The sequence below is a fragment of the Brevundimonas vesicularis genome, assembly GCF_014204545.1.
Classification (GTDB): Bacteria; Pseudomonadota; Alphaproteobacteria; order Caulobacterales; family Caulobacteraceae; genus Brevundimonas; species Brevundimonas vesicularis_B.
The window spans coordinates 185,850-205,133 of the sequence record NZ_JACHLJ010000002.1 but is presented as its reverse complement, the minus strand read 5'-3'; the positions used below and the strand labels follow the sequence as shown (position 1 = coordinate 205,133).

Below are 19,284 nucleotides of genomic sequence, written 5' to 3'. Positions count from 1 at the left end.
GTCTGCTTGTCGGTTAAGCGGCCCGTTTAGAGAGGGAGGGGCGAGGGGGCAAGATGGAAAGCGGAATTCCGAGTGCTCGGGCGTCACTTGCATTGGGCAAAAAGAAAGGGGCGACCGTCGCCGGTCGCCCCTCGTTTCAAGATCGTAGGACCTGTGAGTCTTAGAACACCTTGTAGTTCAGGCCGATGAAGAAGCGGCGGCCGTAAGGATCGAAGTTCGAATACAGCGTCGTGCCGAGGTACGGCGCTTGTTCCGAGTCGAAGGCGTTCACGACGCCGGCGCGCAGCGTCAGGTCTTGGTTGACGTTGTAGCGGACGGTGAAGTCGTTGCGCACGAAGTTGCCCGTGTCCAGCTGATCGGCCGAACGGCCATCCGCATTGTTCACGTAGTCGCGGCGGAAGACGATGTTCTGAGCCGACTGCCAGTCCGCCGTCCAGTTCACGCTCCAGGTTTCGTTGGGGGTCCAGGTCAACGAGGAGGTGAAGCGAACGCGCGGGTATGCCAGCGTGCTGGCCAGTTCATCGAAGTCGCCGGGATCGGCTTCGTTCAGGAACTGTTTCTGTTCGATCAGCCAGGAGCCGGCGAGCGAGTAATCGAACACACCCCAGTTACGGCCGAAGCTGTCGCTGGTGTCGAGGCGATAACGACCCGTGAAGTCCAGACCGCGGGTTTCCAGCGACGCATAGTTGAACGAACGCTCGATGAAGCCGCCGATCGGATCGCTAGCCGGCGCGCCAATGCCGAACGGAATGTTCGGATTGTTGCGGAAGATGGTCGAGCAGGCGTCGACGTTCAGTTCCGCACCGTTGACGCAGTTCGCCGCCGCCGTATCGGCGGTGACAGCCGCGATGACGCGGTCAATCTTGATCTCGTAGTAATCGAGCGCAAGGCTGAAGTTAGGCATGAACCGTGGACGCAGCACCGTCGAGAAGGTGAAGCTGTTCGACTCTTCCGGCTGCAGGTTCGGGTTGCCGCCGGAGACGCCCGAGATGCCCGAAGTGTAGGTCGGGTTGAAGTCGTCGGTATTTTGCGGTGTCGCGCCGGCGAAGTCGAACGTCAGACCTTGCTGCGCAGCCAGGGCCGTGCAGTTCCGGATGCGGTTGGCCTTCGTTTCATTGTCATTCACCGCAGCGATCGCAGCCGTGGTGCAGGGATCGGTGAACGAGTTGAGGAAGGTTTCGCTGTTCGGAGCGAAGTTTTCGGCCAAGTCGGGAACGCGAACCGACGTGTTGTAGCTGGTCTTGAAGGTGATGTCCTGGATCGGACGGTAGACCAAGTTCACGCCGTAGACGTCGACATTTCCGACCGTTGTATAGTCGGCGTAACGATACGAACCGCTAAGTTCGGCATATTCGCCGAGCATGCTGTCTCGGAAGAGCGGAAGCGAGACTTCCGTGAAGACTTCCTTGGACTCGTAGCTGGCTTCGGGGAAATCGGGCCCCGAGTTCAGGAACAGCAGACGCCCGTCAGTGTCGCGGTCGCGACCCGTGGCTTCTGTCGTTTCCTTGCGATACTCACCACCCAAGGCGACGCCGATGGGACCAGCGCCCCAGAAGTCCCACAGGCTGCCGGAAACCGAGGCGATCGCCTGCTGTTGCTCATTGCGCTCGGTGATGCCGATTTCAGCGCCGACATAGTCAAGCGCTGCGGCGCTCTGGTTGCCCTTGCCAAACACGTTCAGCGGGGCGCATTGCGCCACCGAGTCACGACCATACTGCGTGTCACGCAGATCGCCGCCGCGCTGATAGTCGTCCAGGGCGGCGCCCTGCTTCAGCAGCAGTTGCGAACGGCAGACAATCTCGCCAGCTCGGCCATTCACAACACCGAGGGTGTCGACAACCGCGTCCGCTGCAAGCGCGAAGCGTTGACCGTCCACCGCGCGTTCACGGTTTTCGATTTCGACCTTGCCGTAGGTATAGCCGATGTCCCAGCTGACGTCCTTGACGAACGAAATCTGGTCATGGTTGCCGCGGAGGCCCAAGACGTAACGCTGCAGTTCACGCGTGTTGTCTTGCGTCCGATCCGGGCCGAACAGGCTGTGGCGCGCATTCTGTAGCAAGACGCCCGTTTGCGCTGCGCCCGGGTTGGTCGCGGTCGGCGGCGCGTAGGGCGTGACGACGTTGGTGCGGATCGCATCCTTGATGTTCTGCGGCAGGAAGGCGTTGTCCGACCAGCGCAGGTCGAAGTTATTGACGGCATAGATCGGGTTTACGGCGTTCGCGCCGTAAGAGTTCACCAGATCGATGTCGAAGAAGGTCGGCTGACCGACGTCGAAGGTGTCTTCGGTGACGTACTTCGCTTCGGCGTACGCCTCGATCGAGTCGGTGACCTTGAAGGTGCTTCCGACCTGATAGCGTTGCGATTCCGAGCGCGGAACGCGCGAGCCGGTCGAGAAGTCAGCCGGGTTTTCGCCGTCGCCGCCGATGTTATACGGACGGTTGATACCCGTGTTGCCGACCCGCTGGCCAAAATCGGCCAAGCGCGCGGTCGTGCCGTCGTACCAGTAAGTCTTGCCAGGCGTCACGCCGAAGCAGTTGGCGCTGTAGCTGAAGTTTCCGGCGGCATTGCCGCCCGGGAAGCAGTTTGCGTACGGGACGTTCGGATTCGTCAGGTCGCTCGGTTGCTGCACATTGGCGAGCGTGGTCTGACCCCAGCGCGGGATGTCGAGACGACGAACGCCCGTGAACAGGAAGGCGTCCTGACGACCGTCAAACGGCGCCGAGGTCGGGTCGGCGTCGACGCCCAGACGAACCGGCGCACGTCGGATCCAGTCAATGTCCATCGACGTGACTTCGTCGACCTTCTCATACTCGGCATGAGCGTAAACGTTCAGGCGATTGTCGAAGAAGTTCTTGCCGATCAGCGCCGAGACACGCTGGTTGGCTTCGCCGTCCTGATTGATCTGGCCATAGTTGGCGTCGATTTCCAGGCCTTCGAAGTCCTTGCGCAGGATGAAGTTCAGCACGCCGGAGACGGCATCTGCGCCGTACACCGACGACGCGCCGCCCGTAACGATCTCAATGTTCTGGATCAGCAGGCGCGGAATGGTGTCGATATCGACCGAAAGCGAACCGCCCGACGAACCGACGTGGCGGCGCCCGTCGACCAAGGTCAGGGTGCGGTTGGAGCCCAGCGAACGCAGGTTCGGCAGCGACAGGCCGCCGTCTCCCAGGTTGGAGCCCGTCGTATCCGACGGAACGACCGAGTTCGAAAGAGCCGGAATGGTCGCCAGATAGTCGATGACCGTGGTTTGGCCGGTCGACAGCAGTTCGTCGCGCGACACCTGGATCAGGGGGGTGGGGGCGTTGGTCGCGTCGCGCCGGATACGCGACCCGGTCACCACGATTTCACCAAGCTCGGCAGCTTGTTGGCTGTCAGCAGCGGGTGCGGTGCTGATGGGTTGATCTGCAGTTTGGGCGAAGGCGCTAGACGCCGCCAAGGCGCCCGCAAGGACCGTCGAAGTCAGAAGGAAATTGCGCATTTACTCTCCAATGATCGCAGCAGGGGGGATCAGGAGTGCTAGTAGAGCCGTCGCTGAACTGCCGCAGGCGTGCCACAGACCGGACACATCTCAATCGGTCAAGCGTCGCCTTTGCGTTCATGTCAATATAACGTCGATATTGCGATAATGTGGTCTCAATGCAACGCCTAACTTGGCGCATTGATTTTCAGTCAAATACCGTTTGCTGGTCCAAAAATGAGCAGTGAAGCGTTGAAATATTGAGCTGATTTTGATCTGACCTGTGCCGAAATCTATTAAGTATGCCAACTATCGATTGCTTCATTTAAATCCGCGATGCTCGACAGGGAAGTATAACGCGGCTCGTTCACGGGGGCGTCGGCCAGTTCGTGGGCCCAGGTGACGTGGTAGGGGATGTGGACGCCGAAGGCGCCGGCGGCGATGGCGGGCAGGACGTCCGACTTCATGGAGTTGCCGGCCATGACGGCCTCGGCGGGGCCGGTGCCGTGGCGGTTGAAGACCCGCTCGTAGGTGGCGCGATCCTTTTCTGAGACGATCTCGACGGCGCTGAACAGGTCGCCCAGGCCTGAGGCGGCCAGTTTGCGCTCCTGATCCAGCAGGTCGCCCTTGGTGATCAGGACAAGTCGGTATTTTTCGGATAGTTCGGCGACGACCGCGTCCACGCCGGGCAGGGTCTCGACCGGGTGGGCCAGCATCTCGCGACCGGCGGCCAGGATCTCGCGCACGACATGGGGCGGAGCCTCGCCGTTCGTCAGCTCCATCGCCGTCTCGATCATCGATAGGGTGAAGCCCTTGATGCCGTAGCCATAGAGCCGCAGGTTGCGTTGCTCGGTTTCGGCCAGGCGCGCCTCGATGGTCGCCTCGTCGCCGTGGTCGGCCAGAAGATCGACGAACCGCGAATGGGTCAGGCGGAAGATCGTCTCGTTGTGCCAGAGGGTATCGTCGGCATCGAGGCCGACCGTGGTGATGCTCATGCCGCGCCCCTATCATGGGACGAACGAGGAAGGGAGACGCGATGAACGGATCAGCGGTGGTGATCGGAGCGACGGGCGGCATCGGCAGGGCGATGGTCGAGCGGATCGTGGCGGATGGCGCGTTTGAGACCGTGTGGGCGGTGTCGCGGTCAGGCGCGGATGTGGCGGGCGCGCTAGGGTTGGCCGCCGATCTGGAAGATGAGGCCAGTTTGACGTCCGCCGCCGAACGGATCGGCCAGGGACCGGCCCCGACGCTGATCGTCGTGGCGACCGGGGTGCTGCACGACGGGCTTCAGCCGGAACGGTCGTTTCGTCAGTTGGATGCGAAACACCTGTTGCGGGACTACCGCGTCAATGCGGTGGGGCCTGCGCTGGCGGCGAAACATCTGCTGCCGCTGATGCCGCGCGATCGGCGCGCGGTGTTCGCGGCCCTGTCGGCGCGGGTGGGGTCGATTGCCGACAACCGGCTGGGCGGCTGGCACGCCTATCGCGCATCCAAGGCTGCGCTGAACATGATCCTGCGCAATCTGTCGGTCGAGATGGCGCGCAGCCATCCGCAGGCGGTGATCGCCGGTCTGCATCCCGGCACGGTGGCGACGGACCTGAGCGCCCCGTTCCAGAAGGGGGTGGCGCAGGGCAAGCTGTTCGCGGCCGACCATTCCGCCGAGCGGCTGCTGTCCGTGCTGTCGAACCTGACCCCGGCCGACAGCGGCGGCGTCTTCGCCTGGGACGGGGCGCGGGTGTCGGAATAGCGCGCGCAGTCGTGACTTGAGCGAGACGGCCGACTGACGTCAGATGGTGGTCATGCGTGTGAGCGTTTCCGCCCGGCTTTTCAGCCTTCTGTTGCTCGGCCTGCCGTTGAGCGTTCCAGCCGTGGCCATGCCCACTATCGATCAGGCCGTCGTCGCAGCGCCCTCGCGTGACCGCGTGAGGCTGAACCAGCGGGTGTTCGACCGGGTGTGGAGGGAGGTCCGGCGGGACTATTACGATCCGACCCTGCACGGCGTGGATTGGAACGCCGCGCGGGCGACGTTTAGGCCCCAGGCCCTGGCGGCGAGTGATGAGCGGGGGCTGTACCGCGTCATCAATGCGATGCTGGATCTGCTGGACGACGGTCATGCGGCGGCCAGTCCGCCGGCGGCGGTGCGGCGTCAGGAGGCGCAGTTCGCCCGGCGCGCCGTGATGGGCCTGACCCTGATGCGGGGCGAGACGCCGGACGACTGGACCGTCGAGCGTGTCCGGCCAGGGTCACCGGCCGAGGCGGCGGGCGTGGAGATGGGCTGGGCCCTGAACTCGGTCGACGGGAAGCCCTGGGGACCGGATGTCGAGACCTATGACAGGGTTCCGGTGCAGTTGGTCCTGACCGACGAAGAGGGACAGAGGCGCGAGATCGCCCTGACGCCCCGCGTGATGGAGGCCATCGAGCCGTTCACCGCAGACAAGTCGCGACCGGGGGTGCTGGTGCTGCGCGTCGAGCAGTTCGACAAGGGGCTGGGCGCCTGGATGGGCAGCGAACTGGAAGGCCTGCCGCCGGATGTGGACGTGGTGTTGGACCTGCGTGGCAATCCCGGTGGGCGGCTGATGGAGGCGGAATCGGTCCTGACCTGTTTCCTGCCGCGCGATCAGGTCTGGGCGACGCGGACGGGACGCAGCGGTCGGCCGGTGGTGCTGAGGGCGGCTGGCGACTGCGGCGATCGGCGCGATCCCCTGGCCAATGATGTGGCGGTTCTGGTGGATCAAGGCAGCCGCAGCGCCGCCGAACTGACGCCGGCCGCCTTGCAGGAGGCGCGGCGTGGCATCGTGGTGGGCGAGAGGACCGGCGGATCGGTGCTGATCGCTCAGGAGACCAATCTGCCGGACGGCGGGCGGCTGACGCTGAGCCGGGCGGACTTCGTGACTTCGGGCGGGATTCGGCTGGAGAAGCGGGGGGTCACGCCCGACATCGCCGCGCCTCGCACCGTGGCCCAACGCCGCGCGGGCGACGATCCGACACTGGAGACGGCGATCGCCGCCCTTCAGGCCGAGGATCGCGCCAGGGCCGACACCCCCGCCAGCGGCCTCTAGATCAGCAGCATTTGAACCCGCCGGCGCCGCCGAAGCGGCGCTGCTCGTGCAGGCGGAAGAAGGCGGTCTTGTCCAGCGGCGGCTGGTCGGGATGGGTCGCCGCCGCGTGATCGACATAGGCCTGATAATCCGGCTGACCGATCATGGCGCCGGCCGTGCGCCTGACGCCGCGACCCCACCGCAGGGCGGTGTCGCGGCACAGGCACAGCAGGTCGTCTTGCGACGGGTTAGGCACGGGCCGCATCCGCCGCCTCGTCGGCCGCCGTCAGTTTGTTGCTTTCCGGATACTCGCGGACCGTCGGGCGGTTGTTCGCATAGGCCTTGCGGCACGCCAGGACGCCATAGACGACCATGGTGACGACCACGAACAGGAAGCCCGCCGTCAGGGTCGAGTTGACGTAGTCGTTGACCACGATGCGGTGCATGTCGCCGATGCTCTTGGCCGGGGCGATCAGTTCGCCGGCGCCCAGCGCCTCCTGATATTTGCGGGCGTGGGACAGGAAGCCGATACGGACGTCCGGGTGGAACAGCTTCTGGAAGCCGGCCGTCAGGGTGCAGATCAGCAGCCAGGTCGCGGGAACGACCATGACCCAGGCGAACTTCTCGCGCTTCATCTTGAACAGGACGACGGTGCCCAGGATCAGGGCGACGGCGGCCAGCATCTGGTTGGCGATGCCGAACAGGGGCCACAGGCTGTTGATGCCACCCAGCGGATCGACCACGCCGGTGTAGAGGAAATAGCCCCACAGCCCGACCGTCAGGGCCGTGGCGACGACGTTGGCGCCCCACGACTTCGTCTCGCGCATCTTGGGCACGGCGACGCCCAAAAGGTCCTGGATCATGAAGCGGCAGACGCGGGTGCCGGCGTCCACGGTCGTCAGGATGAACAGGGCCTCGAACAGGATGGCGAAGTGATACCAGAAGGCCATCATGGCCTTGCCGCCGATCACGCCTGACAGGATGTGCGCCATGCCGACCGCCAGGGTCGGGGCGCCGCCTGCGCGTGACAGGATGGAATGTTCGCCCACGTCGCGCGCCAGCTGTTCAAGCTCTCCAGGCGTGATGTGGAAGCCCCACTGGGCCACGGCGGCGGCGGCCGAGACCGCGTCGTTGCCGATGACGGCGACCGGGCTGTTCATGGCGAAATAGACGGCCGGGTCCAGAACCGTGGCGGCGATCAGGGCCATGACCGCGACGAAGCTTTCGCACAGCATGGCGCCGTAGCCGATCATCGGGATCTGGGCTTCATTCTCCAGCAGCTTGGGCGTGGTGCCCGACGAGATCAGGGCGTGGAAGCCCGACACCGCGCCGCAGGCGATGGTGATGAACAGGAATGGGAACAGGGCGCCGGCGAAGACAGGGCCGGTGCCATCGATGAAGGGGGTGATGGCGGGCATCTGCAGATGCGGACGCACGATCAGGATGCCGACGGCAAGGGCCACGATCGCGCCGATCTTCAGGAAGGTCGACAGATAGTCGCGCGGCGCCAAGAGCAGCCACACAGGAATGACCGAGGCGATGAAGCCATAGACCATCATCAGGATCGCCAGGGTCGGGCCGGTCAGAGTGAACGCCGGACCCCAGAACGGATCGGCCGCGATATGGCCGCCGCCGATGATGGCCAGGATCAGCAGGACGACGCCGATCACCGAAACCTCGCCCACGCGGCCTGGCCGCAGGAAGCGGGTGTACAGGCCCATGAAGATGGCGATGGGGATGGTGGCGGCGACGGTGAAGGTGCCCCACGGGCTTTCGGCCAGGGCCTTGACCACGACCAGGGCCAGGACGGCCAGGATGATGACCATGATCATCAGCACGCCCACCTGGGCGATGATGCCGGGGATATTGCCCATTTCGGTGCGGATCATGTCGCCCAGCGACTTGCCGTCGCGACGCGTGGACATGAACAGGACCATCATGTCCTGAACCGCGCCAGCCAAGACGGCGCCGACCAGGATCCACAGAACGCCCGGCAGATAGCCCATCTGGGCGGCCAGAACCGGCCCGACCAGCGGCCCTGCGCCGGCGATGGCGGCGAAGTGGTGGCCGAACAGGACGTTCTTGGGCGTCGGCACATAGTCCAGCCCGTCGTTGCGGCGAATGGCCGGGGTCAGGCGCGCCGGGTTCAGCTGCATGACCTTGTTGGCCAGGTAGCGGCTGTAGAACCGATAGGCGATCGCATAGGTGCAGACGGCGGCGACCACCATCCAGACCGCGCTAATGCTTTCGCCCTGATGCAGGGCGATGATGCCGAGGGCTGCCGCCCCCAGGATGGCGATGGCGCCGAAGATTATGGGTGTGCTGAGTTTGCCCACGACAGATCCCTCCCGGCCGGCTGACTGCGACCCTCGCCCTTGGTTTGCACCACAATCCGGGACAAGGCCAATCGACTAAGGTCGTAGAAATGAGGGATCAGACGTCTCCTCCCTGCGGAGCGAGGAGGTGGCGCGGCGCGACCTTGCGCCGTGACGGAGGGGTTTTTCCCCCTTCACCGCTTCGCGTTCCTCCTCCCCACAGGTGGGGAGGAGACGGAGGTCAGCCCCGAACGACCCTCACACAGTCTGCGGCTTCACGCGCGCGGTCGCGGGCCTGTTCGACGTCGGCCCCGCGGGCGACAGCCACGCCCATGCGGCGGCGCTCGAAGGCTTCGGGCTTTCCGAACAGACGCAGGTCGGCGGTCGGGACCGACAGGGCCTCCGGAACGCCCTCGAAGGCGATGCCTTGCGCGTCCATACCGCCATAGATGACCGCGCTTGCGGCGGGCTCGCGCTGGGTCACGTCGACGGGCAGGCCCAGGATGGCGCGGGCGTGCAGCGCGAACTCGCTCATGGTCTGGCTGGCCAGGGTGACCAGACCGGTGTCGTGCGGGCGGGGCGAGACCTCGGAGAACCAGACCTGGTCGCCCTTGACGAACAGTTCGACGCCGAAGACGCCGTAACCGCCCAGGGCCTCTGTGACCTTGGCGGCGATGGCCTGGGAGGCGGCCAGCGCAGCGGGCGTCATGGCCTGCGGCTGCCAGCTTTCGACATAGTCGCCCTTGACCTGGCGGTGGCCGATGGGCGCGCAGAAATCCGTGCGGGTCGAGCTGTCGGCGTCGCGCGAGCGGACGGTCAGCAGCGTGATCTCGAAGTCAAAGTCGATCCGGCCCTCGACGATGACGCGGGCGCCGGCAACCCGGCCGCTGTCCTGGGCGTAGGTCCAGGCGTCGGCGATTTCATCGGCGCCTTCGACGAAGGATTGCCCTTTGCCCGATGAGGACATGACCGGCTTGACGAAGTTGGGATAGCCGACGGCCTCGGCGCCGGCCGCCAGTTCCTCGGCCGAGCCGGCGAAGGCGTAGGGGCTGGTAGGCAGGCCCAGCGCTTCGGCGGCCAGTTTGCGGATGCCCTCGCGGTTCATCGTCAACTGCACCGCGCGAGCCGTCGGGATGACCGTCGCCATGCCGGCGGCCTCGATATCGGCCAGGACCTCGGTGGCGATGGCCTCGATCTCGGGCACTATGAAGTGCGGGGCCTCAGCCAAGATGACGCCGTTCAGCACCTGGGCGTCGGTCATGGGGATGACGTGGCTGCGATGCGCGACCTGCATGGCCGGCGCGTTGGGATAACGATCGACGGCGATGACCTCGACGCCGAGCCGCTGGAGCTCGATAGCGACCTCCTTGCCCAGTTCGCCCGAGCCCAGCAGCATGACGCGCACGGCGGTGTCGGAAAGCGGGGTGCCGAGTTTCATGGCCGTCAGGCTCCGGTAGCGGGTTCGATCAGGTCCCAGGCGTTGCCATAGAGGTCTTCGAAGACCACCACCTTGCCATAGGTCTCATGTCGCGGGGTTTCGCGGAAGTGGACGCCGGCGGCAAGCCAGGCGGCGTGGTCGCGCATCAGGTCGTCCGTCTCCAGAAACAGCCAGACCCGGCCGCCGGCCTGGTTTCCGATCTGGGCCTTTTGGGCGTCGGTCGTGGCGCGCGCTAGCAGCAGGCTGGTCTCGCCACCTTTGGGGGTGACGCGCACCCAGCGTTTGCCCCCGCCCATGTCGGTGTCTTCGCTGAGCGCGAAGCCCAGCTTCCCAACATAAAAGGCGATGGCCGCGTCATAGTCGTGAACAAGCAGGCTGATCGCGCCGATCCGGCTCATGGCTTCTGCTTTCAAAATACCTCCCCGTAGTGCGTCGCGCCACGGGGAGGACTTGGGCTTTACAAGCGAGCCTTGACCGCCGCGACGATGGCGTCCGAGGTGATGCGGAACTTCTCGTAGAGGACCTCGGCGGGGGCGGAGGCGCCGAAGCCGGTCATGCCGATGAAGGCGCCGTCTTCGCCGATGAAGCCTTCCCAGCCCTGCTTGATGGCGGCCTCGACGGCGACGCGGATCGTGCCGCGGCCGACGACCGAGGCCCGGTAGGCGGCGTCCTGTTGTTCGAACAGTTCGAAACAGGGGACGGAGACGACGCGGGTCGGGACGCCTTCGGCCTCGAGGGTTTCGGCGGCCTTCAGGGCCAAGGCCAGTTCCGTGCCGGTGCCGAACAGGGTGGCCTTGGCCTCGCCAGAGGCGGGCCTGATCTCATAGGCGCCCTTCGCCGACAGGTTTTCGGTCGCGGCGACGGTGCGGACGGCCGGGGTCTTTTGGCGCGACAGAGCCAGGGCCGACGGCGCGGTCTTTGTCTGCAGGGCGATCTGCCAGCATTCCATGGCCTCGATGGTGTCGGCGGGCCGGAAGACCAGCAGATTCGGAATGGCGCGCAGAGCCGCCAGATGTTCGACCGGCTGGTGCGTCGGGCCGTCTTCGCCCAGGCCGATCGAGTCGTGGGTCAGGACGTGGATGGCGCGCACGCCCATCAGGGCGCCCAGGCGGATGGCCGGGCGGCTGTAGTCCGAAAACACCATGAAGGTGCCGCCGTAAGGAATGACCCCGCCGTGCAAGGCCAGGCCGTTCATGGCCGCGGCCATGCCGAACTCGCGGATGCCCCAGTTGACGTAGCGCCCCTCATAGGTCGGCGCGTCCAGGATCGGCGTGCCCTTGACGAAGGTGTTGTTCGAGCCGGTCAGGTCGGCCGAGCCGCCGACCAGTTCGGGAATGGCGGCGAACAGTTCGTCCAGCGCCGCGCCCGAAGACTGGCGCGTCGCCTGGGCCGGCTGGGTCTCGACCAGTTCGGCGATCTTGGCGTTCAGGGCGTCGAAGGCGGCCTCGGGCAGATCGCCCTTCATGGCGCGGGTGAAGTCGGCGGCCTGGGCCGAGGCGGCGAGGCGAGCCTCCCACTTCTTGCGGTCCTTGGCGCCGCGACGGCCGACCTTCTTCCAGGCGTCGGCGATGGTCTGGGGCATTTCGAAGGGATCATGATCCCAGGCCAGGCCGAGGCGCGTGGCGGCGATCTCGGCGGCGCCCAAGGCCGCGCCGTGGGTCTTGTGGCTGCCTTCCATGGTGGCGGCGCCCCTGCCGATCTTGGTCTTGCAGGCGATCAGGGTGGGCTTGTCCTGACGCATGGCCCACTTCATCGCGCCCTTGATGGCGTTCATGTCGTGGCCGTCGATTGCCTTGACCGCCCAGCCGGCGGCCTTGAAGCGAGCCTTCTGGTCGGTTGTGTCCGACAGCGAGACCTTGCCGTCGATCGTGATCTCGTTGTCGTCCCACAGGACGTGCAGCTTGTTCAGTTTATAGCGGCCGGCAAGCGCGATGGCTTCCTGCGACACGCCTTCCATCAGGCAGCCGTCGCCGGCGATGACCCAGGTGCGGTGATCGACCAGATCATCGCCGTACTTCGCCGCCAGATGGCGCTCGGCCATGGCGAAACCGACCGAGGTGGCCAGACCTTGACCCAGCGGACCGGTCGTGACCTCGACGCCCGGCATGTGGCCGTACTCCGGGTGGCCCGCGGTCCTGGAGCCCCACTGACGGAAGTTGGACAGTTCTTCCTTCGTCGCGGCCTTATAGCCGGTCAGGTGCAGCAAGGCGTAGATCAGCATCGAGCCGTGGCCGGCCGACAGGATGAAGCGGTCGCGGTCGGCCCAGTCGGGGCGGGAGGCGTCGAACTTCAGGAAGCGAGAAAACAGCACCGTGGCGACGTCGGCCATGCCCATCGGCATGCCTGGGTGGCCGGATTTGGCCTTCTCGACGCCGTCCATGGCGAGGACGCGGATGGCGTTCGCCATCTGCTCGGGCGTGGCCTTTGGTGCGGTTTTGGCGTCGGTCACTGTGGAGACCTCGTTTGGAAAGGCGGAAAAAGGGGGCGCGCCCCTTTACCCCGGCGCGTCGTCGGCTTCTATACGGAATCTAAAGGAGCGACCGATGGCAGACGCCACCACGGCCGCACGGGCGCGTATCGACCGCGCCCTGGCCGAACTGGAACGCAAGATTATGGAGCTGAAGGCGCGGCCCGCCTCGGCGCCCCCGATCGCGGACGATGATCTGTTCGCACCGCGTGCCACCGACCAGCGCGTGGCCGAACTGGAGGCCGCCGGGCGTGAGGCGTCCGAGGCGCTGGGCCGCGCCGCCCAGGCCGTGCGCGAGGCACTGGCCGAAAGCGAGGCCAGCTGATGGCGACGGTGACGGTCGAGGTCAACGGACGCCCCTATGCGGTGGGTTGCGCCGACGGGCAGGAAGAGCGGGTCCGCATCCTGGCCAAACAGTTCGACAACCAAGTGCGTCAGGTCGCAGGCGACGTGGGCCACGTCGGCGATCTGCGGCTGTTTCTGATGTCCGCGCTGATCCTGGCCGACGAACTGCATGAGGCGCGGCTGAACGCCGGCAAGGCGAGCCCTTTGTCAGCGACAGCGACAGCGCCGGCGGCGGCTTCGACGGACGGGGTCGCCGAGGCGCTGAACGCCGTCGCCGCGCGGATCGAAAAGATCGCCCAAAACCTCTAGGCGATTATTCCGCTGCGGATGCTGGCGTCGGGGCCGGCGAAGGCCTATCTTGATCGACGGCGGGTCATGCTGCGGCTCACGTCGAAGACAACATATCCTTCTGACCTTAATTCACTCATAGGGATCTGTCCCTGTCCGGGCTCGAGGGCTTGGGCATACGGAGCCCACCTGGCTACCCAGGTCGAGAGGATTTAAACGTTCTTCACGGTTCGTGCGGCGCCGCCACCTTCCTCTCTTTGCGAGTGTGCTATCGCTCGCCGTGCGGCGGCTCTCTGCATGAGCACGCGTAGGGGCGGTTCGATGATCCAGGCCAAGCACAAACTTCGATCGGCCGCCCGCGCCTTGCGCAAGCGTCTGGCCGAGGCCGACCCGCTGGCAGCCAGCCGGGCGGCGGACCATGCCGATGCGCTTCCTGCCGCTCGGATCGTCGCGCTCTATCGCGCCATGGGGTCGGAGCTGGATACCGACGCCTTGGCTGCGGCGCTGGAGGCGGCGGGCCGCCGGTTGTGCCTGCCGGTCGTGGTCCAGCGCGACGCGCCGATGGAGTTCCGCGCCTGGTCGCCCGGCGAGCCGCTGGAGATGGACACCGCCGGATGCCCCGCGCCGCTGCCGCTGGCCGAGGTCGTCATGCCGGACCTGATCCTGACGCCGCTGCTGGCCTTCGACGATCAGGGCGGGCGCCTGGGGCAGGGCGGCGGCTATTATGACCGGACCTTCGCCGCGCGACCCGACGCCATCCGCGTCGGTTTCGCCTATGCCGACCAAAGGGTCGAACGGCTGTCGCTGGAGCCTCATGACATTCGACTGCATGGCGTTCTGACCGAGACCGGCTATACGGCTTTCGAATGAGACTTTTTGCATGAGACTGGCATTTTTCGGCGACGTCATCGGCAAGTCAGGCCGTGACGGTATCAGCGATCATCTCCCGGGCCTGAAGCGGGACCTGAAACTCGACTTCGTGGTTGTGAATGCGGAGAACGCCGCGGGCGGCTTCGGCATCACTGAGAACACGGCGCGCGAGCTGTTCATGGCGGGCGCCGATTGCCTGACGTTGGGCAACCACAGTTGGGACCAGCGCGAGGCTCTCACCTATATCGTGCGCGAGCCGCGCCTGATCCGGCCGGCCAACTATCCGCGCCTGATGGATGCGCCGGGCGCCGGAGCCAATCTGTTCGAGACCCATTCGGGCCGCACGGTCCTGGTCATGAATGTGCTGGGCCGGGTGCACATGGACCCGATGGACGATCCGTTCGGGGCGGTGGAACGCGAACTGGCGGCGGCGCCGCTGGGCGCGGTGGCCGATGCCGTCATCGTGGACATGCATGCCGAGGTCACGTCCGAGAAGATGGCCATGGGCCATTTCTGCGACGGGCGCGCGTCGCTGGTGGTCGGCACCCACACCCATGTGCCCACCGCCGACTGTCAGATTCTGCCCGGCGGCACGGCTTATCAAACCGATGCCGGGGGCTGTTGCGACTACGACAGCGTGATCGGCAACGAGAAGGAAGAGCCGCTGCGCCGCTTCACCACCCGAATTTCGGGTGGCCGCTACATGCCCGCGTCCGGGCCTGCGACCATCTGCGGCGTCTTCGTCGAGACCGACGACAAGACGGGCCTGGCCACGCGGGTCGAGCCGATCCGCGTCGGCGGTCGGCTGTCCCAGGCCGTGCCCGTCCTCTGAGCCGTCAGGCCAGGTTCAGCGTGTTCGACCCGGCCTCGACCACCATGGTCTGGCGGGTGGTCAGGACGCCGTCGCGGGTCGACACCTTGTCCAGCACCTTGAAGTGGGTGGTCCAGCGTTCCGGCGTCGCCTCGCACACCAGATAGCCGCGCTGGGTGTTGCGGAACTTCAGCTGAGGATTGGCGGCCATGAAGCGGTCGTAGTCGCCGCCGCGGTCCGAGCCATTTCCGCCCGAGCTGATCGAGGTGCCGACGAACTCCACCGCGATGGGCGCGCCCTCCGGCTGACTGCCGTCCAGCCAAAGGCCTCCGGCGTAGTTTTGATGCTCATCGCCGGTCAGGACCACGACATTGTCGATGCGGCGGTCGCGGATGTGGCCGAGGAGGCGGTTGCGCGGCACGCGATAGCCGGCCCAGCTGTCGGTGTTCACGCCCTGGCCGCCAGAGGTGTTTCGGTTCAGGTCCATCATCATGACCTGCTGGGCCAAGGCCTTCCAGCGGGCGGTGGAGCGGTCGAGATTTGTCAGCAGCCAGGCCTCCTGGGCGTCGCCCAGAACCTGAGCCTCCTTCGCATTGATGCCGGCGCAGGTGGCGTTGAAGCGATCGCCGCACGGCTGATCCGAGCGGAACTGGCGGGTGTCGAGGAAGGCGACGTCCAGCAGGTCGCCGTACTGGGCGCGGCGATAGGCCTGCATGGCGACGCCGCGCGGGAAGGCCGACTTCCGCATCGGCATGAATTCGTAGAAGGCCTGCATGGCGGCGGCGCGGCGCAGGTCGAAGATCTCGGGCGGGGTGTCGTCCTGATCGCGGTCGCCGACCCAGTTGTTGTCGATCTCGTGGTCGTCATAGGTGCAGAACCACGCCGCCGAGGCGCGCGAGGCCTGCAGATCCGTGTCGGCCGTATACTGGGAATAGCGGCGGCGGTAGTCGTCCAGGCTGTAGACCTCGCCGCCCAGGTGGACACGGGTGTTGTCCTGGGGGCCGGCGCCTGACTGATAGACGGGGTTGCCGCGCCCCTCATAGATGTAGTCGCCGTAGCAGAAGACGAAATCCAGATCCTCTTCCGCCATCTTGCGGTGGGCGGTGTAGAAGCCGCTCTCGTAGGCTTGGCAGCCGGCGACGCCGAACCGCACCGCGTCGAGCGACGACCCGACCACGGGCGCGGTCTTGGCGCGACCCACGCCGCTGCGCTCGTCGCCGCACTGGAAGCGATAGAAATAGGGACGGGCAGGCTCCAGACCCTCGACCTCGACGTGGACGGAGTGACCCAGCTCGGGGCGGGCGATCGCCTCGCCGGAGCGGACGACGGTGTTGAAGCCGCGGTCGGCCGCGACCTCCCACTTCACCGCCACGGGGGCGTTCGGCATGCCGGATCCATAGGCCAGGGGATCGGGGGCGAGGCGGGTCCAGATCACGAAGCCGTCGGGCAGCGGGTCGCCGGCCGTCACGCCCAGTCGGAAGGGGTTCACGTCGAACACGGCCTGGGCCAGCGCCGGGCCGCCGTTCGACAGGGCCAGGCCCCCGCCGAAAGCCGCCAGTATCGAACGGCGCGAAAGGACGAGGCTGGTCATGGATCACTTCCTGAGTTGAAGCTCGGCCTTATCCTCGCAATGCGACAGATTTGCTGGCGGTGGGGATGTCTTCGAACGCCGGGAAACTTCGAGGGCCGGACGTCAGGCCGCCACCCGCTGGCGGGCCTGCACCAGGATTCTGCGGACCTGCGCCAGTTCGGCGGCGCGTCGGGCCGGGGTGTGAGTCTCCATGACGTAGCGCTGGCCCTCGCGCGCCAGGGTCGCCCGTTCTTGCGGGTTGCGGATCAGTTGGTCCATGGCCTGGGTCAGGGTCTGCGGCGTGACCGCATCGACATAAAGGGCGTGCGGCCCGCTGGCTTCGCGCAGGCCCCCGCGCCCGGACGAGATCAAGGCCGCGCCTGCCGCATGGGCCTCGATCGCCGTCAGGCCGAACGGCTCGTCCCAGACCGACGGCGTCAGGGCGATGGCGGCCGTCTGCATCCGTCGCCGCACCTCGCCCAAAGGCGCGGACTTCACCACCTCGACCCGGTCGCCATACTCTTCTAGCGGCGCGACATGCCGGGCCGCCCAGCGCGCGTGGTCGTCCCAGTCGTTCAGCATCAGCACGGCGCGCCAGTCGGGGTGGGCGTCCAGAACGCTAGGCAGGGCGGCGCACAACACATCGACGCCCTTTTCTGGCATGGCGCGCCCGGCGAAGGCGATCACCGGCTCTCGATCCTCGGGCGACGCCAGCCAGGCGCCGGCGTCGATGGGGTTGGGCACCGCGAACGCACGGTCGTGCAGATCAGGGAAGGTGCGCACGAAGGCGTCGCGCTCCGCCACGCTGACGAAGACCAGGCCGTCCAGCCGCTCACAACGCGCCCGATAACGCCATCGGTCGATGAGGTGGCGCGGCGGGCGCAGGGCGTTGTGGCGATAGAGCAGATGCGGCGTCTCGGGCAGGGCCTGCTGCACCGCCAACGCCTGTTTTACCTGCTGATGATGTTCGATCACATCGGGCCGAAAGGCGCGCAGCCGATCGATCAAGGTCGGCATGCGGACGCGGCCCGGGGGCAAGGCGTCCACGCCCGGCGCGTGGCCGTCGTCCGCGCCCTGACAGCAGAAGATGCGCGTCTCGCCGCCCTGATCGACGCCCGCCATCGTCCGCACCACCGTCTCCATCGAGTTCGGCTGGGCTTCGGAAAACAGGCAGCCCGGAGGGAGCAGGATGGCGGTGCGCAAAGGTCGCCTCCAGTGGGAAGGTCGGCGCGACCTATAGACGGTTCGTGGCGGAACGGCGACGGCGCGGCTTGATTAACTTTTGCGTCGCGCCCTGAGCCGCAGTCGCATGGGGTCGCGGCTGCGCAGGGTGATCTGGTGTACCGGACGGGGTTCCACCGTGGTCAGAGCTTCGACATCGGCGACCCGAAGGATGGCGGCGAGCGCGATCATCGCCTCCTGCAGAGCGAAGGCGGCGCCGATGCAGACGCGGGGGCCGGCGCTGAAGGGGATGTAGGCGTAGCGACCGATGGCCTTGCGGTTCTTGGGCAGGAAGCGCTCAGGCTTGAAGGCGTCGGGGTCCTCCCACAGCAGCTGGTGACGCTGCAGGATCCACGGCGAGATGATGACGGTGGCGCCCGCCTTGATCGTCTGTCCGCCGATCTCGTCATCGGCCAGGGCCTTGCGGGCCATGGTCGGGGCGGGCGGAAACAGACGCATCGTCTCCTCCAGCACGGCGCGGGTCCAGGGCAGGGACTCGGCCCATTTCGGATCCGAGACGTCGAAGGCGTCGGCCTCGGTCTGGAGCCGGGCCAGATACTCCGGTTGGCGCGACAGCAGATGCAGGGTCCAGCCCAGGGCGCGGGCCGTCGTCTCGTGCCCCGCCAGGATGAAGGTCAGGATGTTGGCCGCGACCTCCTCGTCGGTCAGGCCGGGTCCGCCGTTCTCGTCGCGGGCCAGCAGAAGCGCGCTGAGCAGGTCGTCGGGCGGCGCCTCGCCCGTTCCGGCCCCATGCTCGATCCGGGCGCGGCGGGCTTCGACCAACTTGGTGACGCGCTGCTCGAAGAAGCGGGCCGAGCGGAAGCTGGCCAAGCGGCCCAGGCGCGGGGCCCAGTCCGGCGCGCCCAGCACGTCCAGCGGATCGATGCGCGCGCCATTGGCCAGGAACTGGTTCAGCGCCCGCTCGAACCCGCGCGCTTCGCCGCCGAGCTCGTCCGAGAACATGGTCGCCGACAGAATGTCGAAGGTCAGGCCCGACATTTCGCTGTCGATATCCAGCACCCGCCCGCGCGCCGACAGCGACCAGGCGGCCACGCGCGCGTGACAGACCTCGGCCATCCGGGCGTTCAGCGTGGCCATCTTGGCGGGGGTGAACAGGGGCGCGAGGATGCGCCGGGCGCGACGCCAGACCTCGCCCTCGGTCAGCAGCAGGCCCTCGGCCAGCATCGGCCCCAGCACACGCCGTTGCAGATCGCCCTTCACATAGTTGGCGGCGTTCTCGGTCAGGACATGACGCACCCCCTCGGGATGGCTGACCACCAGGATTTCGCCAAAGGCCGAAGATCCATGCAGTTGCGGCTCGGTGAAATGCCGCTCGGACCACATCTGGATCGGATCGCGCCAGCTGATCCACAGGAAGGGCAGCAGCGACAGCGGCTTGCCCGCGCGCCGGGGCGGTATGGCAGGGCGGAAGACGGTGTCGGCGGTCGTCGCGTCCATCAG

At 66.5% G+C, this 19,284-nt stretch carries 16 protein-coding genes and 1 other RNA gene; 7 read left to right on the top strand and 10 right to left on the bottom strand.

Going from position 1 to position 19,284, the window contains the following annotated elements:
* Positions 1-160: 160 nt before the first annotated feature.
* Both HNP47_RS09100 and HNP47_RS09095 read right to left on the bottom strand, forming a co-directional pair.
* A complete protein-coding gene (locus HNP47_RS09100; RefSeq protein ID WP_184279304.1) occupies positions 161-3,481 on the bottom strand; it encodes a TonB-dependent receptor domain-containing protein in 3,321 nt (1,106 codons plus the stop codon).
* A gap of 275 nt (positions 3,482-3,756) precedes the next feature.
* Complete coding sequence (locus HNP47_RS09095; RefSeq protein ID WP_184279303.1) at positions 3,757-4,455, bottom strand: HAD family hydrolase; 699 nt, start codon at positions 4,453-4,455, stop codon at positions 3,757-3,759.
* A gap of 41 nt (positions 4,456-4,496) precedes the next feature.
* On the opposite strand from HNP47_RS09095, the gene HNP47_RS09090 reads away from it, so the two are divergent.
* The gene (locus tag HNP47_RS09090) at positions 4,497-5,207 is read left to right on the top strand and encodes an SDR family NAD(P)-dependent oxidoreductase (protein ID WP_184279302.1); all 711 of its coding nucleotides are present in this window, start codon (positions 4,497-4,499) and stop codon (positions 5,205-5,207) included.
* Positions 5,208-5,265: 58 nt separating this feature from the next.
* Complete coding sequence (locus HNP47_RS09085; RefSeq protein ID WP_409360151.1) at positions 5,266-6,519, top strand: S41 family peptidase; 1,254 nt, start codon at positions 5,266-5,268, stop codon at positions 6,517-6,519.
* A 1-nt stretch (position 6,520) separates the two neighbouring features.
* Here HNP47_RS09085 and HNP47_RS09080 read toward each other — a convergent pair whose 3' ends face one another.
* The 5 genes from HNP47_RS09080 to tkt form a co-directional block, all read right to left on the bottom strand.
* Positions 6,521-6,763 (bottom strand): YbdD/YjiX family protein, encoded by a 243-nt coding sequence (locus tag HNP47_RS09080; protein ID WP_260394759.1) that lies wholly within the window; start codon positions 6,761-6,763, stop codon positions 6,521-6,523.
* Positions 6,747-8,834: a carbon starvation CstA family protein gene (locus tag HNP47_RS09075; protein WP_184279300.1), complete on the bottom strand. Its 2,088-nt coding sequence runs from the start codon at positions 8,832-8,834 to the stop codon at positions 6,747-6,749. The genes HNP47_RS09080 and HNP47_RS09075 overlap by 17 nt, the downstream gene beginning before the upstream one ends.
* Positions 8,835-9,054: 220 nt before the next feature.
* The gene (gene purT / locus HNP47_RS09070; protein WP_184279299.1) at positions 9,055-10,251 is read right to left on the bottom strand and encodes a formate-dependent phosphoribosylglycinamide formyltransferase; all 1,197 of its coding nucleotides are present in this window, start codon (positions 10,249-10,251) and stop codon (positions 9,055-9,057) included.
* Positions 10,252-10,256: 5 nt separating this feature from the next.
* Entirely contained in the window at positions 10,257-10,649 is a 393-nt protein-coding gene (locus HNP47_RS09065; protein ID WP_184279298.1) for a VOC family protein, read from the bottom strand.
* Between the two features lie 59 nt (positions 10,650-10,708).
* Entirely contained in the window at positions 10,709-12,700 is a 1,992-nt protein-coding gene (gene tkt / locus HNP47_RS09060; protein WP_184279297.1) for a transketolase, read from the bottom strand.
* Between the two features lie 94 nt (positions 12,701-12,794).
* On the opposite strand from tkt, the gene HNP47_RS09055 reads away from it, so the two are divergent.
* The 5 genes from HNP47_RS09055 to HNP47_RS09035 all read left to right on the top strand — a co-directional run bounded on the left by HNP47_RS09055 (position 12,795) and on the right by HNP47_RS09035 (position 15,053).
* A complete protein-coding gene (locus tag HNP47_RS09055; RefSeq protein WP_184279296.1) occupies positions 12,795-13,043 on the top strand; it encodes a hypothetical protein in 249 nt (82 codons plus the stop codon).
* Positions 13,043-13,372 carry a cell division protein ZapA gene (locus HNP47_RS09050; RefSeq protein ID WP_184279295.1) on the top strand — a complete coding sequence of 110 codons (330 nt, stop codon included), beginning with the start codon at positions 13,043-13,045 and terminating at the stop codon, positions 13,370-13,372. Before HNP47_RS09055 ends, HNP47_RS09050 begins: the two co-directional genes overlap by 1 nt.
* A 63-nt stretch (positions 13,373-13,435) precedes the next feature.
* Positions 13,436-13,596, top strand: a non-coding RNA gene (gene ssrS / locus HNP47_RS09045) — 6S RNA.
* Positions 13,597-13,648: 52 nt separating this feature from the next.
* Positions 13,649-14,221: a 5-formyltetrahydrofolate cyclo-ligase gene (locus HNP47_RS09040; protein ID WP_260394758.1), complete on the top strand. Its 573-nt coding sequence runs from the start codon at positions 13,649-13,651 to the stop codon at positions 14,219-14,221.
* A 10-nt stretch (positions 14,222-14,231) separates the two neighbouring features.
* Positions 14,232-15,053 carry a TIGR00282 family metallophosphoesterase gene (locus tag HNP47_RS09035; RefSeq protein ID WP_184279294.1) on the top strand — a complete coding sequence of 274 codons (822 nt, stop codon included), beginning with the start codon at positions 14,232-14,234 and terminating at the stop codon, positions 15,051-15,053.
* 4 nt (positions 15,054-15,057) lie between these two features.
* Here the strand turns inward: HNP47_RS09035 and HNP47_RS09030 are convergent, their stop codons facing one another.
* The 3 genes from HNP47_RS09030 to HNP47_RS09020 form a co-directional block, all read right to left on the bottom strand.
* Positions 15,058-16,623: an alkaline phosphatase gene (locus tag HNP47_RS09030; RefSeq protein WP_184279293.1), complete on the bottom strand. Its 1,566-nt coding sequence runs from the start codon at positions 16,621-16,623 to the stop codon at positions 15,058-15,060.
* 102 nt (positions 16,624-16,725) lie between these two features.
* A complete protein-coding gene (locus HNP47_RS09025) occupies positions 16,726-17,805 on the bottom strand; it encodes a glycosyltransferase family 4 protein (protein ID WP_260394757.1) in 1,080 nt (359 codons plus the stop codon).
* A 72-nt stretch (positions 17,806-17,877) separates the two neighbouring features.
* Positions 17,878-19,281 (bottom strand): cytochrome P450, encoded by a 1,404-nt coding sequence (locus HNP47_RS09020; RefSeq protein WP_184279292.1) that lies wholly within the window; start codon positions 19,279-19,281, stop codon positions 17,878-17,880.
* Positions 19,282-19,284: the final 3 nt, after the last annotated feature.